Raw genomic sequence first — 14,381 nt, 5'->3', positions numbered from 1 at the left:
CCCTCCCGGCGCGTCGCCCGCCACCCGTCCGTGTGCTGGCGGCGTCTGTGCTGGTCGGCCTGGAGGTCGGGCCGTTCTACCCGGTTCAGTCCCGGGTGTCCGGGCCGAGGCGGGCGACGAGCTGCTCGCGGACCACGTCGGGGACGTGCGCCGAGACGTCGCCACCCCACTTGGCCACATCCTTGACCAGGCTGGAGGAGAGGAAGGAGTAGAGCGGGTTGGTCGGCATGAAGAGCGTCTCCACGCCGGCCAGGCCGATGTTCATCTGGGCCATCTGGAGTTCGTAGTCGAAGTCGCTGACCGCACGCAGGCCCTTGATCAGCACGCTCGCCCGCTGGGCCCGGCAGAAGTCCACCAGCAGCCCGCGGAACGACTCGACCCGCACGTTGTCGTACGAGGCGGTCACCTCACGGAGCATGTCGATGCGCTCCTCGACCGTGAACAGCCCCTGCTTGGACTGGTTGACCAGCACGCCGACGATCACCTCGTCAAAGAGCCGGCTGGCCCGGCCGATGATGTCGAGGTGTCCGTTGGTGACCGGGTCGAAGGAGCCCGGGCAGACCGCACGTCTCATGATCGGCGACCGTACCAAAGGGTGGTCTCGCCATAGCGGCGACTGCGCTCGGACGTGATGCCGTCCACCCAGGTGACAGGCCCGGAGCGGCTGGACCGCTCGATGATCACCAGGGCGTCCGGGGTCAGCCAGCCGCCGTCGACCAGCGCGGCCAGCAGCGCGGTGACCTCCTGGTCGGACACGGCGTACGGCGGGTCGGCGAAGACCACGTCGTACGGCCCACCGTCCGGCCCGGCCGCGAGCACGGTGGCCACCTTGCCGGTGACCAGGCGGGCGGCCGGGGCGGCCCGCAGCATGGCGATGTTCTCCCGGATCACCCGGGCCGCCCGGGCGTCGGACTCGACCAGCAGCACGTGCTCCGCGCCACGGGAGAGCGCCTCCAGCCCGACCGCGCCGGAGCCGGCGTACAGGTCGGCGAAGCGCGCCCCGTCGAGGTCGAGCTCGGCCTGCACCGCGCTGAACAACGCCTCCCGCACCCGGTCGGAGGTCGGCCGGGTGCCGGCACCGGGCGGCGCGGCGATCCGCCGCCCGCCGAGCGTTCCGGCCACGATCCGAGTCACCGCTTGCTCCCGCACATGTCCATGACGCTACGCGACGGCGGGGCGCCATTCAGACACCGGCACCCAAGCCGTACGCAACCACGCGGCGACTCTTCGCCTATATAAGATCACAGATTTACAACGAGATCCTTAGTGGGCGCTGAAGACTCCACTCATCGCGCCTGGATCGCTAAGGTCAGCCGGGTGTCGGGTGCGGTGCGTGGTGCGTAGTTTCCCCCAACCCGGCACAGTCTCTAGCTTCCCCCAATCAGGAGTAGACGTGAACCGTCTGAACCTCCGGCGTGTCGCGGCGGTCGCCGCCGGCGCGCTGATCGGCCTCACGGGCGTGGCGGTTGCCGCCAGCCCGGCCCTGGCCCACCACACCACCATCACCGGCAAGGCCTGCAAGCTGCCCAACGGTGAGCTGCGTGTCAACTGGACCGTGGTGAACAGCGAGTGGGACCTGAAGGGCAAGATCACCTCGGTGTGGACCCCGTCCGCTACCGGGATCACCAACATCTACGCCGATGCCGAACTGCCCGCCGGCAAGAAGGAAGGCGGCAAGGTCGAGTACGGCAAGCTCGAAGGCGAGCAGATCGTCAGCAAGGGCAAGGCGGCCGAGCTCAAGGTCAGCACCACGTGGGTACGCGATGGGAAGCTGGTCAAGAACACCGCGACGGGCACCGCGAAGGCGACGAAGAACTGCGAGTCGCAGCCGCCGGCCTCGCCGGAGCCGTCCCAGTCGCCCGAGCCGTCCCAGTCGCCCGAGCCCTCGGTGGAGCCCTCCGAGTCCGTCGAGCCGACGGTCGAGCCCTCCGAGTCCGTCGAGCCGACGGTCGAGCCGTCCGAGTCGGCCGAGCCGACCCCCCAGCCGAGCGAGCCGACCGGCCCGCTGGTGCCGGAGGAGCCGAACGCACCGGTCTTCGAGATCATCTTCACCTGTGACGAGCTGACCGTGACCGCCGACAACCCGGCTGACGGCGTCGAGGCGACCATCGTCTTCACCTCGGAGAAGGGTGAGACGAAGAAGCTGGAGCTGATCCCGGGCAAGAAGACCGAGGTGACCTTCAAGGCCCACAAGGGCCTGACCATCATCCCGAGCTTCGAGGGCGAGAAGGGTGACGCCGAGGACGCCGTCACCTGGGAGAAGCCGGCCGAGTGTGACGCTGGTGGCTTGCCGGTCACCGGCCCGGCCGCCGGCGTGATCACCGGTGTTGCCGCCGTGCTGGTAGCCGCTGGTGCAGTGTTCTTCGTGATGGCTCGCCGTCGTCGGATCCGCTTCACCGCCTGATCCGCGCTGAACCACTCGCGCTGAGCTGAACCGAGGGCGCGTCGACCAACCGGTCGGCGCGCCCTCGGCCCGTACCTACGCCGGCCCGCTTTCCGGGCCCTCTCCGGGCCGAGTGGCGGGGTGATCGACTCCAAATGCGGCACATCGGCGTCTCCAGGTCGCGGAAGACCACCGGATGCTGCACACGGAGTCGATCGAGCCGGGCGACGGCCAGAACCCGGCCGCGCCGACGGAGTCGGTCAAGCCGAGCGACGGCCAGACCGCGGACAGGCGGCGGGGATGGACCGGGGCCGCGGCGTCAGCCCTTTTCCAGGTACTCGGCGCGTTCCTCGTCGACCAGGGCGGCGACCGAGGCGGCCAGGGCGGGATGCCGGGCCAGCTCCGGATCCTCCTCGACCAGGGCGATCGCCTCGGCCCGGGCGTCCCGGATCAGGTCGGTGTCCCGCAGCAGCGACAGCAACCGCAGGTGGGACCGGCGGCCGGACTGGGTGGCTCCCAGCACGTCGCCCTCGCGGCGCTGCTCCAGGTCGAGCTCGGCGAGCTTGAACCCGTCCGTGGTGGAGGCGACCGCGTCCAACCGTTCCCGGGCCGACGAGCCCTCCACCGCCTCGGTTACCAGCAGGCAGAGGCCGGCGGCCGAGCCCCGGCCGACCCGGCCGCGCAACTGGTGCAGCTGGGAGACGCCGAACCGGTCGGCGTCCAGCACGATCATCACGGTGGCGTTGGGCACGTTCACGCCCACCTCGACCACAGTGGTCGCCACCAGCACGTCCAGGTCGCCGGCGGCGAAGGAGCGCATCACCGCGTCCTTCTCGTCGGCCGGCAGCCGCCCGTGCAGCACCCCGATGCGCAGCCCATGCAGCGGGCCCTCGGCGAGCAGCGGGGCGATCTCGGTCACCGCGAGGGGCGGGCGCCGCCCGTTGTCGTCCTCACGTGGCGGTTCCTCCTCCGAGGCGGGTCCTTCGCCGATCCGCGGGCAGACCACGTACGCCTGGTGGCCGGCGGCGACCTCCTCGCGCAGCCGGCGCCAGGCCCGGTCGAGGAAGGCCGGTTTCTCGGCGGCCGGTACCACGTGCGAGGCGATCGGCGAGCGACCCTGCGGCAGTTGGGAGAGGGTGGAGGTCTCCAGGTCGCCGTAGACGGTCATCGCGACCGTACGCGGGATCGGGGTCGCGGTCATGACCAGCACGTGCGGCGGCTGGTCGGCCTTGGCCCGCAGCGCGTCCCGCTGCTCCACGCCGAACCGGTGCTGCTCGTCGACGACCACCAGGCCCAGGTCGTGGAAGTCGACCCCCTCGTAGAGGAGGGCGTGGGTGCCCAGCACGATGCCGGCCCGCCCCTCGGCCACCTCGGCGAGCGCCCGCCGCCGGGCCGCCGCGCCCAGCGAGCCGGTGACCAGCTCCACCCGGGTGGCGTCGTCGGCCGCGCCCAGCTCGCCGGCCTGCGCGAGCGGGCCGAGCAGGTCGAGCATGCCCCGGTGGTGCTGGGCGGCGAGCACCTCGGTCGGGGCGAGCAGCGCCGCCTGCCCGCCCGCATCGACCACCTGGAGCATGGCCCGCAACGCAACCACCGTCTTGCCAGAGCCGACCTCGCCCTGCAGCAGCCGGTGCATCGGGTGCGCGGTGGCCAGGTCGGCGGCGATCTCCCGGCCGACGGCCTGCTGGCCGGTGGTCAGCTCGTACGGCAGCCGGGCGTCGAACGCGTCAAGCAGGCCACCCGGTTTCGCGGGCCGGGCCTGCGCCGGCCAGGCCGCCGCCCGGTGCTTGCGCTGCACCAGGGTGAGCTGCACGGCGAACGCCTCGTCCCACTTGAGCCGGCGGCGGGACCGGTACAGGTCCTCCTTGCTGGACGGTCGGTGGATCTCGCGCAGCGCCGACCCGATGCCGACCAGGTTCCGGCTGGCCCGGAGGGTGGCCGGCAGCGGGTCCTCGGGCGGGGTGAAGGTGTCCAGCACGACCCGGACGCAGCGGGCGATCACCCAGGTCGGCACCGCGGCGGCGGCCGGGTAGACCGGGATCAGCGCCCCGGCGAACTCCTCGACCTCCTCGTTGGCCGCCGCCTCGGCGTCGCCGCCGTCGCCGAGCAGGACGTACTCCGGGCCGTTGAGCTGCCGCTTGCCCCGGAACTCGGTGACCTTGCCGGCGAACAGCCCCCACCGGCCGGGCCGCAGCTCCCGTTCCCGCCACGCCTGGTTGCCGAAGAAGGTGAGGGTGAGTACGCCGCCGGAATCGTCGCCGACGGTCACCTCCAGCAGGCTGCCCCGACGTTGACGCATCGGGCGTACGGCGGTGCGCTGCACCTGGGCCAGCACGGTGACCTGCTCCCCCACGTCCAGCGAGCGGATGTCGGTGTGCTCGCCGCGCTCGTCGTAGCGGCGGGGGAAGTGGTAGACCAGGTCGCCGGCGGTGTGCAGGTCGAGGTGGCCGGCCAGCGCCTTGGCCGTCTTCTCCCCGACCAGCTTCTTCAGCGGCGTGTCCACCGTGGCCGGTTCGCTCGTCATTCGACCCCCACCAGAAGCGGATAGTGCGGCTGCCCACCCTCGTACGCCTGGACCTCCACGAACGGCCAGGAACGCTCGACGTGCTCGCGTACCCGGTCGGTCAGCCCGTCCGGGGCGTCCGCGCCGCGGAGCAGGGTGACCAGCTCCCCGCCGCCGCCGAGCATCCGGTCGACCACGGCGGTGCAGGTGTCGAGCAGGTCGGCGCCGATGAGGTGCACCTCCCCCTCGACCAGTGCCAGCACGTCGCCAGGCCGGCACGGGCCGGCCACGGTGAGCGCCTCCTTGCCGGCGTGGCAGACCTCGGCGTACCGGCAGGCGCCGGCGGCCTCGGCCATCGCGATGACGTCGTCCTCGAACCGCCGGGACGGGTCGCGCACGGCGAGGGCGGCGAGGGCCTGCACCGGGGAGCGGGTGGGCACCACGCTCACCTTCACCCCGAGCCCGTGAGCCTCGCGCGCGGCTGCGCTCGCCACCGACTGGGTGTTGGGATCGTTGGGCAGCACCACCACCCGGGCCGCCCCGGTGGCCCGGATCGCGTCGAGCAGTTCGCCGGTGGACGGGTTGGCCGGCACCACGGTGGCCCCCTCGGCGGCGAACAGCTCGGCGATGCCGGCGCCGGTGGCCACCACCACGGCCGCCCGGCCGTCGGGCAGCGGGACCGGTGCGGGCGGCGCGGCCTGGTCGGCGAACCGGGTCACCGTGATCCGGTGCGGGCGGCCGGCGGCGACCCCCGCCTCGATCGCCGTGCCGACGTCGTTGACGTGTACGTGCACGTTCCAGGTGCCGACGCCGGGGCTGCCGTCGCCGACGATGACGAGCGAGTCGCCGAGCGGATCCAGCTCGGCGCGCAGCCGGGCCACCGCCTCGTCGGAGGCGTCGAGCAGGTACTGCACCTCGTAGGCGTACGCCGGGGAACCGGTCTCCCGGACGGCGGTGGCGGGCGGGCGGACCGCGGGTGGGGCGGGCGCCGGCGGTGCGGGGCTCTCCCCGGTGATCACCTCGACCAGCGCGTCCAGCAGCAGGCAGAGGCCGCGCCCGCCGGCGTCGACCACGCCGGCGCGGGCCAGCGCGGGCAGTTGTTCCGGGGTACGCGCGAGTGAGTGGGCCGCGGCGGCCGCGGCGGCCCGAACCACGGCGCACAGGTCGTCGCTGTCCGCCTGCTCGGCGGCGCGCGCCGCGGCGGTGACCACGGTGAGCAGGGTGCCCTCGACCGGGTGGGCGACCGCCGCGTAGGCGGCGGTGGTGGCGGCGGCCAGCCCGGCGGCGAGCTGCCGGCCGCGGACCGCCGGGGCGGCGGCCAGCGCGTCGGCGAGGCCACGCAGGATCTGCGACAGGATCACCCCGGAATTGCCCCGCGCGCCCAGCAGCGCGCCCTGGGCCATCAGTCGCAGCGCGTGCCCGTGCGGGGTGTGCCCGTCGTCGGGAAGGGTGTCCAGGTCCATGGCGAGGGCCTGCTGCGCGGAGGTGAGGGTGAGCACCAGGTTGGTGCCGGTGTCGCCGTCCGGGACCGGGAAGACGTTGAGATCGTCGATCTCGCCCTGGTGCCGCTGGAGGGTGGCCAGCCCGCTCGCGCACCAGCGGCGTACCGCGGCGGCATCGAGGGTGTCCAGCACGACCGGAAGCCTACTGGCGTGCGCCGACACGCGCCGGGGTCGCCCGGCCCGCGTCGGCGTGTCCGAGGTGTCCGGGGCGGGTGACCGGCCGCCCTGCACCACCGGTAGGCTGGGCGGGTTTCCACCCGACAACTCCAGCTCGGCGCGTCTTCACGCCGCGCGACCTGGAGCCGTCGGCCGCCGGCCGGACCCGGTTGGGCGTACCAGCAGGTCATCGGGTAACCTGACCAGGTTGCCCGGGCAGCGCCTGGCGGCGACCTCATGAACGTTTCAAACCCAGGAGTATCCCGTGGCTAGCGTGTGCGACGTCTGTGGCAAGGGGCCGGGCTTCGGCCACAACGTGTCCCACTCGCACCGGCGGACCAACCGCCGCTGGAACCCGAACATCCAGTCGGTGCGTACCCCGGCCGGTGGCGGCACCACCAAGAAGATGCAGGTCTGCACGTCGTGCATCAAGGCTGGCAAGGTCACCCGCGCCTGACGCGGTAACGCCACCCCAGATTCGTCGGTAGCCGGCGGCCCCTTTCGGGTCCGCCGGCTTCTGTCGTGTTCGAAAAGCGGGCCGGCGGGTGGGCCGACCGGTTGCGTGTCGCCGGGCCCACCTGGACCGGGGCCGGCCGGGCGGCGGCGTCAGAGGGTACGGCCGAAGGAGAGGCAGCCCGGGGCGTCCTTGTAGAAGCCGAAGTTCGGGATCCGCTCGTAGCCGGCCGAGGTGTACATCGCGATCGCCTCGGGCTGCTTGTCGCCGCACTCCAGGATGATCTGCTTGCGACCCTGCTCCCGCGCCGACCGCTCGACGGCCGCGAGGACCGACCGGGCGACGCCGCGCCCCCGGGCGACCGGCGCGGTGTACATCCGCTTCAGTTCGGCCGTCACGCCGTCGTCGCCGTGGCTGCGCCAGCCGCCACAGCCCACCGGCTGGCCGTCCAGGAAGGCGACCAGGAAGGCGCCTGCCGGCGGCTCGAACTCCGTCGCGTCGACCGGCGTCTCGTCGCCGCTGCCGCCGTACCGCTCGCCGAGGTCGGCCAGGGCCGCCCGGATCAACGCCTGCGACTCGGACGCGTCGAACCGCCGCACCCGGATCTCGATCTCGTTCACGGATGAAGGGTACGACCGCAGCCGGCCCCGAACCGGGGCCGGCTGTCCCCGTTCGGTCGCAGATCACTCCGTCCGGCTGGTGTCGGACACCACGGCAAAGGTCCAGACCAACTGCCGATCCCGCTCCGGGTCGTACTCGGGTTCCGGTGTGGGCGGCGCCGACTCGTCCCGCCAGCCGACGTACCGCTCACCGATCACATGGCCGGTTTCGGCGTCGAAGAGCAGGTCGACGCTACGGCCGTGCTCGTCGGCCTGCCCTACCGCCCAGCAGCGACGCCCGTCGACGGTGACCTCGGCCACGGCGAGCCCGTCGAGCCCGGCGATCAGGCGGTAGAGACCGACCCGCAGCTCGGGCGAGAGTCGGGGCTCCGACCGGGCGAACATTGCGGCGAGGTGCATGATCGGCCCGAACGGACCGAACTTTGGCCGGCTGAAGGCATCGCGGGTCTCCGTCTCGAGCCGGGCCTGCAGCGCCGCCGGGTCCGTCGGCAGATCGGCCAGAAAACGGGGGGTCGGGTAGTACAGGCTGCCGCCGCGGGCGACGATGTTCCGGTTGTCCTCGGCCATGCTGCCCGGCTTGTCCGGTCCATCGATCGAGGTGTCCGTCCCGTCCGTCCGGGTCCGTAGCGGCATGATCGTCTCGCCGTCGAACCAGATCTCCGAGGTGTGCCGGCCAGGCTGGTCGGGGTTCCCGGTCATCACGGTCCGCACAAACAGAAGCTGGCCCTTCGGCACTTGGACCGGCTCGATGCTGGCCGCCTTGTCGATCAGGCGGTCCATCACCTGCGGTGTGGTCAACGGCGCGGATGCCGCGCGGTCCCGGTCGGGGGCGAGCAGGGTCACCCCTCCCACCACGAGCGCGGCGACCACAGCGGCGGCGGTCACCGGGACCAGCCAGCGACGAGACGGCGGCCGGTGGGTGGCCAGCCGGCGGGTGACGACGTGCCAGGTACGGCTGACCGACTCGTCGGTCGGTTCGGGCTGTCCGGGCGGCAGGTCGCGTACCGCCAGCATGTCGGGGTCGATGCGGCTCATCGGGCGTCTCCTTGGGTGGCCAGGGCGGCCCGGACCTTGGTCCGGGCGCGGTGCAGGGCGGACTGGACCGAGCCCAACGGGATGTCCAGGGCGACGGCAATCTCGGCGTACTCCAGCTCGGCGACCGCGTAGAGCAGCAGCACGTCGCGCTGGCGCCGGGGCAGCCCGGCCAGCACCCCGGCCAGCCCGGCCACGGTCCGTTCGGCGTCCACCCGCTCGGCGGTACGCCGGGACGGGCCCTCGGCCGCAGCATCGCCCCGGGCGGCCATTCGCAGCGCACGGACCTCCACCCGCCGGTGCCGCCGCAGCAGGTTGGTGGCGATGCCGTAGAGCCAGGGCAGCATTTCGCCCCGACTCCGGTCGTATCGCTCCCGGTGCTCGTAGGCCACCAGGAAGGTCTCCGCCACCACGTCCTCGGCGAGCTGCTCGCCAACCCGGCGGGTGCAGTAGCGCAGCAACTCCCGGGCGTACCGGTCGAAGAGGCCGGCCAGGTCGGCGGGATCCGCCCCCGTCGCGGCTGTCGTCGGCAAGGTCATACCCCTACTTGCCGCCCGCCCACCGCCATGTTCCCCAGTGGGGCCGATCAGCGGAAGTGGTCCCACCCGGTCGGGCCGTCGTACGGGGCGCCGTCCACGGTCATCCCGGCGCCCTCGGCCACCCGCCCGATCGGCCGCCAGCCCGCCGGCAGCGCCGCCGCCGGGGGGAAGGTCGCCGCCAGGGCATGGTCCTCGCCACCGGCAAGGATCCACGAGTACGGGTCGACGCCCAGCGCCTGTGCCGCGTCGCGCATCTGCCGGGGCACCTCGAACGCGTCCCGCGTCACGTCGATCGCCACCCCGCTGGCCTTCGCCACGTGCCCCAGGTCGGCCAGCAGCCCGTCGGACACGTCGATCATGGCGGTGGCTCCGTGCCGGGCGGCCTCCGGCCCGGCCGCGTAGGGCACCTCGGGACGGCGGTACGCCTCGACCAGCAGCCGGGGCGTCCGGAAGCCCCGGGAGAGCACGGTGTAGCCGGCCCCCGCCCAGCCGGTACGCCCGGCGAGCGCCACCACGTCGCCCGGGCGCGCTCCCGAGCGGACCACCGGTGGCCGGTCACCCAGATCGCCCAGGGCGGTCACGGCGATCGTGATGATCGGGCTGGCCGACATGTCACCGCCGACGACCCCCGCCCCGACCAGAGCCGCCTCGGCGCCCAGCCCGTCGGCCAACTCCTCCGCCCAGCTCGTGTCCAGCTCGGCCGGGATGCAGAGGGCGACCAGCAGCGCGGTCGGGGTGGCACCCATGGCCGCGATGTCGGCCAGGTTGGCCGCCGCCGCCCGGTGTCCGATGTCCCGCGCCGCGGACCAGTCCCGGCGGAAGTGCCGCCCCTCGACCAGCACGTCGGTGGAGGCCACCACCCGCCGGTCCGGGGCCGCGACCACCGCCGCGTCGTCACCCGGGCCGAGCAGGCAGCTCTCCCCGTACGTCAGCCGGGCGGTCACCCGGTCGATCAACCCGAACTCCCCGACACCCGCGACCGTCATGCCGTCCCCTCGTCGCGCTCTTCCGACCTGTATTCCCGCACCACGCCCCCGGCGTGTCCTCGCTCACCGCGTCCAGCCGGCCACCGATCGGGATCGGGCCTGCTCCGTAGGGTAGTTTCACCCTTCGGGTCGCCCAGGCGGCGACGGACGGAGGTCGAGTCGTGGTACAGGCGTACATCCTCATCCAGACCGAGGTCGGTCGGGCGCGTGACGTGGCCGGTCAGATCGCGGACCTTGCCGGCGTGGTACGGGTCGACGCCGTCACCGGGCCGTACGACGTGGTCGTGCTCACCGAGGCGAACACCGTCGACGAGCTTGGCAAACTCATCGTCAGCAAGGTGCAGATGGTGCCCGGAATCACCCGCACCCTCACGTGTTCGGTGGTGCGCCTGTAAGTGGACGAGATCACTTCTTCCCCCGCTCCCGATTCCCCCGCTCCCGGCGAGACTCCGCGCCGGGACCGGAGCACCCGCAGCGCCGCGCTCTGGGCGACGCTGATCGCGGTGCCGGTCACCGCGGCGGTGGCCGGATTCACCTTCGCCAAGCTCGCCCCGGCGGAGCCGGCCGCCACGCCGAGCGCGTCGGCGACCGCCGTCCGGCCGCAGTCGACCACCCCGGTCGAGATGCCGGCCCCGGCCCTGGCGGAACGGCCGGCGACGGTGTGCCGCGCCCTGTTGTCGCAGCTCCCGCCGAGCGTCCGCGACCTGAACCAGCGACCGGTCACCGCCGGCATCGAGCAGAACGCCGCATACGGCGACCCGGCGCTGACCATCGCCTGCGGCGGCATTCCGCCGATCAAGGCGTGCCCCTCGCCCGGCGCGGGCGCGTCGACCGATCAGCCGGCCGGCGACTGCCTTCCGGCGACCGGCGACGTGTGGCGGGTCAACGGGGTCTGCTGGCACCCGGTGGAGGAGGCCGACGGCGCGGTGCTCACCACCGTCGACCGGGAGGTTCCCGTCCGGGTCCGGCTGCCCAAGACGTACGAGCAGCCGCTGAAGTGGGTCACCCCGATCTCCGACACGATCGTCGCCACGGTCCCGTCGGCCAAGGCCGCCCCCTCCGGCTGCTCCAGCTGATCGCCGCCCGCGCGGGCCGGCCGGTCAGCGGCCCGCGCGGCGCAGGGCGGTACGGATGAGGCGGTTGACGAGCTTGGGATACTCCAGGCCGCTGGCCGCCCACATCCGGGGGAACATCGAGGTCGAGGTGAACCCGGGCATGGTGTTGATCTCGTTGAGATAGACGTCCAGCTCGGGGGTGACGAAGAAGTCGACCCGGGCCAGGCCGGAGCAGTCCAGGGCGGTGAAGGCGCGGGCGGCGTACTCCTGCACCTGGCGGGTGACCCGCTCGGGCAGGTTCGCCGGGACGTCGTACTCGCAGACCTCGTCGGCGTAGATGTACTTCGCCTCGAAGTCGTACCAGTCGTGGGCGCCGACCATCCGCACCTCGGCCAGCACCGACGCCTCCGGGGCGCCGCCAGCTTCCCCCTCCAGCACGCCGCACTCGATCTCGCGGCCGACAATGGCCCCCTCGACCAGCACCTTGGTGTCGATCTCGCGGGCGGTGGCGACCGCCGCGTCGAGCCGTGACCAGTCGTCGACCTTGGTGATGCCGAAGGAGGAGCCGGCCCGGGACGGCTTGACGAAGACCGGCAGCCCCAGCCGCTCCTTGTCCTCCTCGGTCATCGTCATCCCGTTGCGCAGCACCACGTACGGGCCGACCGGGATGCCCTCGGCGACGCAGAGCTTCTTGGTGAACTCCTTGTCCATGGCGGCCGCGGAGGCGAAGACGTTCGCCCCGACGTACGGGATGTCGGCCATCTCCAGCATGCCCTGGATGGTGCCGTCCTCGCCGTACGCGCCGTGCAGCACCGGGAAGACCACGTCCACGTCGGCCAGTGCCCGGGGGCCCTCGGTCGGGTCGAGCACCATCAGGCCGCCCACGGCCGGGTCAGCGCGCAGCACCAGCTCGGCCCCGGAACTGGAGGTGATCTCCGGCAGCTTGCGGTCCTGGATCGCGAGCTGGCTCGGGTCGCCGCTGGCCAGCACCCACTGGCCCCGCCGGGTGATGCCGACCGGCACCACCTCGAACTCGTCGGGGTCCAGCGCGTCCAGCACGCTGCCCGCGCTGACGCACGAGATGCCGTGCTCGGGGCTGCGGCCGCCGAATACGATCGCCACACGGGTCTTGCCTGGGGTGGTCACAGGTGGTCACCTCTTCGGTCGCGACTGCGGCTGGCCGTGCTCGCCCGTGGCGCTCACCCGGTTGACCTTACTGTGCGTGGCGAGCGCGGGTGGTCGATACCCGGGGAGACGGGCGGGCGAACCGATCCGGGCAACGAATCTTATACGGTGAGTAACCGGACGGCGACCCCGGACCAACCCACGCGCGGGCTGGAGTCGCCCGGGCGGTCTGCCATTAGCCGGGCGGATGTGGCCGGGCCGCTCGGGGGCGGCCCGATGGCGCGGCCGGGCCGATCGGGGGCGGCCCGATGGGCGGCCGGACCGTTCGGGGCGGCTCGGGATGCGGCACATTGCGGTCTCCCGGATGCCGGATACCACCACATGCGGCATTTGGAGTGGATCAAACTGGCACCCGGCGCGCCAGGTCCGCAGGGCGGGCGGGATTCAGCTCAGGCACTCCGGAGCGCGGAGGGGCGGCGCCCGACGGCGATGACCTTGACCCGCTGCCGTCTCGCGCGGACCATGCCGAGCGCCATGAAAGCTCCGGCTATCCGGTCCGCCGCCGCCTGGCTGCTCGCCCCGACCACCTGCCGGCGGCGCTCCGGGCTCGTCCGTTCGTCGCGCGCCGCGCCGTCGAACGGCCGGACGTCCGTAAGGACCACGAGAAAGCGGGTCACGGCGTGCACCGCCGGCCCGGAGGGCGGCCGGCCGTCGCCGTCATGCCTGCACCTTCCCGCCTGTTGCGCCCGGCAAGGGGCGCGCGGCGATCGGGCGGCGGGGGGAGAATCCCGGTCGCCGCGCACCCCATTCCTCCGGTCGCTCACTACCGCCGTCGCCACGACAACCAGTGGTGAGGACGCTGTCACAGATTGACAGGTGGACACGAGTGAATGCAACTCTCATCGACCTTCTCTCATGCCCACCTTTCCCGTTTGATGTGCGACCATCGATGCATGGCGCCGAAGACCGCCCGGGCCCGACGGCTCGGCATCGCCCTGCGTACCCACCGGGAAGCAGCCGGCCTGACCCTGGAGGTCGCGGCAGACGAGATCAACAGCACCCGGAGCACCCTGTCCCGCTACGAGAACGCCCAGACGCTGGTCAGTCCGGCCACCGTACGAGCCCTGCTCACCCTCTACGGCGTGAGCCCGGACGAAATCGCCGCCGCGGTGCAACTGGCCAAGGACGCGCGCAAGCCCGGCTGGTGGGTCTCCTACTCGTACCTGCTGGACCGGCGGACCATCGACTTCATCGCGCTGGAGGCGGAGGCGACAGGGATCGCCAACTTCGAGCCCTCAGTGGTGCCCGGCCTGCTGCAGACCGCCGACTACATCCGCGGCGTGATGCGCGGCGGCCCGCACACGCTCAGCGACGAGCAGGTGGAGCAGCGGGTCCACCTGCGACTCGACCGGCAGCAGCGGCTCACGGGCGACGATCCGCCGATCCTCGACGCCATCATCGACGAGAGTGCGCTACTGCGCCCGGTCGGCGACCGGTCCGTGATGGAGGGGCAGCTACTGCACCTGCTGAAGATGGGCGAGCTGCCCAACATCACCGTGCAGGTGATCCCCCTCGCCGCCGGCTACCACCGGGGCACCCGGGGCTCGCTGCACATCCTGGAGTTCGTCGACCCCGAGGACCCGATCATCGCCTCCGTGGAGACGGTCGCCGGGCAGATGGTCCTGGACCGGCCGAGCGACCTGCGCACCTGCACCAAGATCATGGAGCACCTGCGGACCGTGGCGCTGAGCCCGGCGGCCACCCGGGAACAGCTCCTCCGCCTACTGGACGAGAGGTAGAACGACGATGAACGGCACGAACAGCCCCCGCCCGGCCACCGGCTGGCGCAAGAGCAGCCACAGCGGCGACGAGGGCGCGTGCGTCGAGATGGCACTGCTGCCCGACGCGGTCGCGGTCCGCGACTCCAAGGACCCGGCCGGCCCGGTGCTGGTCTTCTCCCCGGCCGCCTGGGCGGCCTTCACCGGCGAGCCGCCGCGCGGCTGACCCACCACCTGCGCCCGCAGCACCC

Annotated in this window: 16 protein-coding genes; 6 read left to right on the top strand and 10 right to left on the bottom strand. The window is 72.7% G+C overall.

Annotated features, from left to right (window positions below; genetic code table 11):
- Positions 1-85 precede the first annotated feature (85 nt).
- Together coaD and rsmD are read right to left on the bottom strand one after the other, a co-directional pair.
- Positions 86-574, bottom strand: coding sequence for a pantetheine-phosphate adenylyltransferase (coaD, locus tag ACIRG9_RS03275; RefSeq protein WP_402849380.1), 489 nt, complete (start codon positions 572-574; stop codon positions 86-88).
- Complete coding sequence (gene rsmD, locus ACIRG9_RS03270; RefSeq protein ID WP_402849377.1) at positions 571-1,134, bottom strand: 16S rRNA (guanine(966)-N(2))-methyltransferase RsmD; 564 nt, start codon at positions 1,132-1,134, stop codon at positions 571-573. The genes coaD and rsmD overlap by 4 nt, the downstream gene beginning before the upstream one ends.
- Before the next feature lie 259 nt (positions 1,135-1,393).
- Here rsmD and ACIRG9_RS03265 point away from each other — a divergent pair, with 259 nt between their 5' ends.
- Positions 1,394-2,404 (top strand): hypothetical protein, encoded by a 1,011-nt coding sequence (locus ACIRG9_RS03265; RefSeq protein WP_402849374.1) that lies wholly within the window; start codon positions 1,394-1,396, stop codon positions 2,402-2,404.
- Positions 2,405-2,702: 298 nt separating this feature from the next.
- On the opposite strand, the gene recG is transcribed toward ACIRG9_RS03265, so the two are convergent.
- Both recG and ACIRG9_RS03255 read right to left on the bottom strand, forming a co-directional pair.
- On the bottom strand, positions 2,703-4,904 hold the full coding sequence (gene recG, locus ACIRG9_RS03260) for an ATP-dependent DNA helicase RecG (protein ID WP_402849371.1): 2,202 nt from the start codon (positions 4,902-4,904) through the stop codon (positions 2,703-2,705).
- Positions 4,901-6,517 (bottom strand): DAK2 domain-containing protein, encoded by a 1,617-nt coding sequence (locus tag ACIRG9_RS03255; protein ID WP_402849368.1) that lies wholly within the window; start codon positions 6,515-6,517, stop codon positions 4,901-4,903. The genes recG and ACIRG9_RS03255 overlap by 4 nt, the downstream gene beginning before the upstream one ends.
- A 289-nt stretch (positions 6,518-6,806) precedes the next feature.
- On the opposite strand from ACIRG9_RS03255, the gene rpmB reads away from it, so the two are divergent.
- Entirely contained in the window at positions 6,807-6,998 is a 192-nt protein-coding gene (rpmB, locus tag ACIRG9_RS03250) for a 50S ribosomal protein L28 (RefSeq protein WP_073832489.1), read from the top strand.
- Between the two features lie 149 nt (positions 6,999-7,147).
- On the opposite strand, the gene ACIRG9_RS03245 is transcribed toward rpmB, so the two are convergent.
- The 4 genes from ACIRG9_RS03245 to ACIRG9_RS03230 all read right to left on the bottom strand — a co-directional run bounded on the left by ACIRG9_RS03245 (position 7,148) and on the right by ACIRG9_RS03230 (position 10,172).
- Positions 7,148-7,615: a GNAT family N-acetyltransferase gene (locus tag ACIRG9_RS03245; protein WP_402849364.1), complete on the bottom strand. Its 468-nt coding sequence runs from the start codon at positions 7,613-7,615 to the stop codon at positions 7,148-7,150.
- A gap of 63 nt (positions 7,616-7,678) precedes the next feature.
- Entirely contained in the window at positions 7,679-8,650 is a 972-nt protein-coding gene (locus ACIRG9_RS03240) for a hypothetical protein (protein ID WP_402849361.1), read from the bottom strand.
- Positions 8,647-9,180: an RNA polymerase sigma factor gene (locus ACIRG9_RS03235; protein ID WP_402849359.1), complete on the bottom strand. Its 534-nt coding sequence runs from the start codon at positions 9,178-9,180 to the stop codon at positions 8,647-8,649. The genes ACIRG9_RS03240 and ACIRG9_RS03235 overlap by 4 nt, the downstream gene beginning before the upstream one ends.
- Positions 9,181-9,233: 53 nt before the next feature.
- On the bottom strand, positions 9,234-10,172 hold the full coding sequence (locus tag ACIRG9_RS03230) for a thiamine-phosphate kinase (protein ID WP_402849356.1): 939 nt from the start codon (positions 10,170-10,172) through the stop codon (positions 9,234-9,236).
- A 161-nt stretch (positions 10,173-10,333) separates the two neighbouring features.
- On the opposite strand from ACIRG9_RS03230, the gene ACIRG9_RS03225 reads away from it, so the two are divergent.
- Both ACIRG9_RS03225 and ACIRG9_RS03220 read left to right on the top strand, forming a co-directional pair.
- Entirely contained in the window at positions 10,334-10,567 is a 234-nt protein-coding gene (locus ACIRG9_RS03225) for an Lrp/AsnC ligand binding domain-containing protein (protein ID WP_018786298.1), read from the top strand.
- Positions 10,568-11,248: a DUF3515 family protein gene (locus ACIRG9_RS03220; RefSeq protein ID WP_402849354.1), complete on the top strand. Its 681-nt coding sequence runs from the start codon at positions 10,568-10,570 to the stop codon at positions 11,246-11,248.
- 24 nt (positions 11,249-11,272) lie between these two features.
- Here ACIRG9_RS03220 and ACIRG9_RS03215 read toward each other — a convergent pair whose 3' ends face one another.
- Both ACIRG9_RS03215 and ACIRG9_RS03210 read right to left on the bottom strand, forming a co-directional pair.
- On the bottom strand, positions 11,273-12,373 hold the full coding sequence (locus tag ACIRG9_RS03215; RefSeq protein WP_402849351.1) for a D-alanine--D-alanine ligase family protein: 1,101 nt from the start codon (positions 12,371-12,373) through the stop codon (positions 11,273-11,275).
- Between the two features lie 428 nt (positions 12,374-12,801).
- Complete coding sequence (locus tag ACIRG9_RS03210) at positions 12,802-13,029, bottom strand: hypothetical protein (RefSeq protein ID WP_402849349.1); 228 nt, start codon at positions 13,027-13,029, stop codon at positions 12,802-12,804.
- A gap of 276 nt (positions 13,030-13,305) precedes the next feature.
- On the opposite strand from ACIRG9_RS03210, the gene ACIRG9_RS03205 reads away from it, so the two are divergent.
- Together ACIRG9_RS03205 and ACIRG9_RS03200 are read left to right on the top strand one after the other, a co-directional pair.
- Positions 13,306-14,151 (top strand): helix-turn-helix domain-containing protein, encoded by an 846-nt coding sequence (locus ACIRG9_RS03205; RefSeq protein ID WP_402849346.1) that lies wholly within the window; start codon positions 13,306-13,308, stop codon positions 14,149-14,151.
- Positions 14,152-14,158: 7 nt separating this feature from the next.
- A complete protein-coding gene (locus ACIRG9_RS03200; RefSeq protein ID WP_402849343.1) occupies positions 14,159-14,356 on the top strand; it encodes a DUF397 domain-containing protein in 198 nt (65 codons plus the stop codon).
- Positions 14,357-14,381: the final 25 nt, after the last annotated feature.

Origin of the sequence: Micromonospora sp. NPDC093277 (assembly GCF_044765245.1) — a bacterium.
GTDB lineage: Bacteria > Actinomycetota > Actinomycetes > Mycobacteriales > Micromonosporaceae > Micromonospora.
Note: the sequence above shows the minus strand (reverse complement) of the source record. Positions and strands in the feature narration are given on the sequence as shown.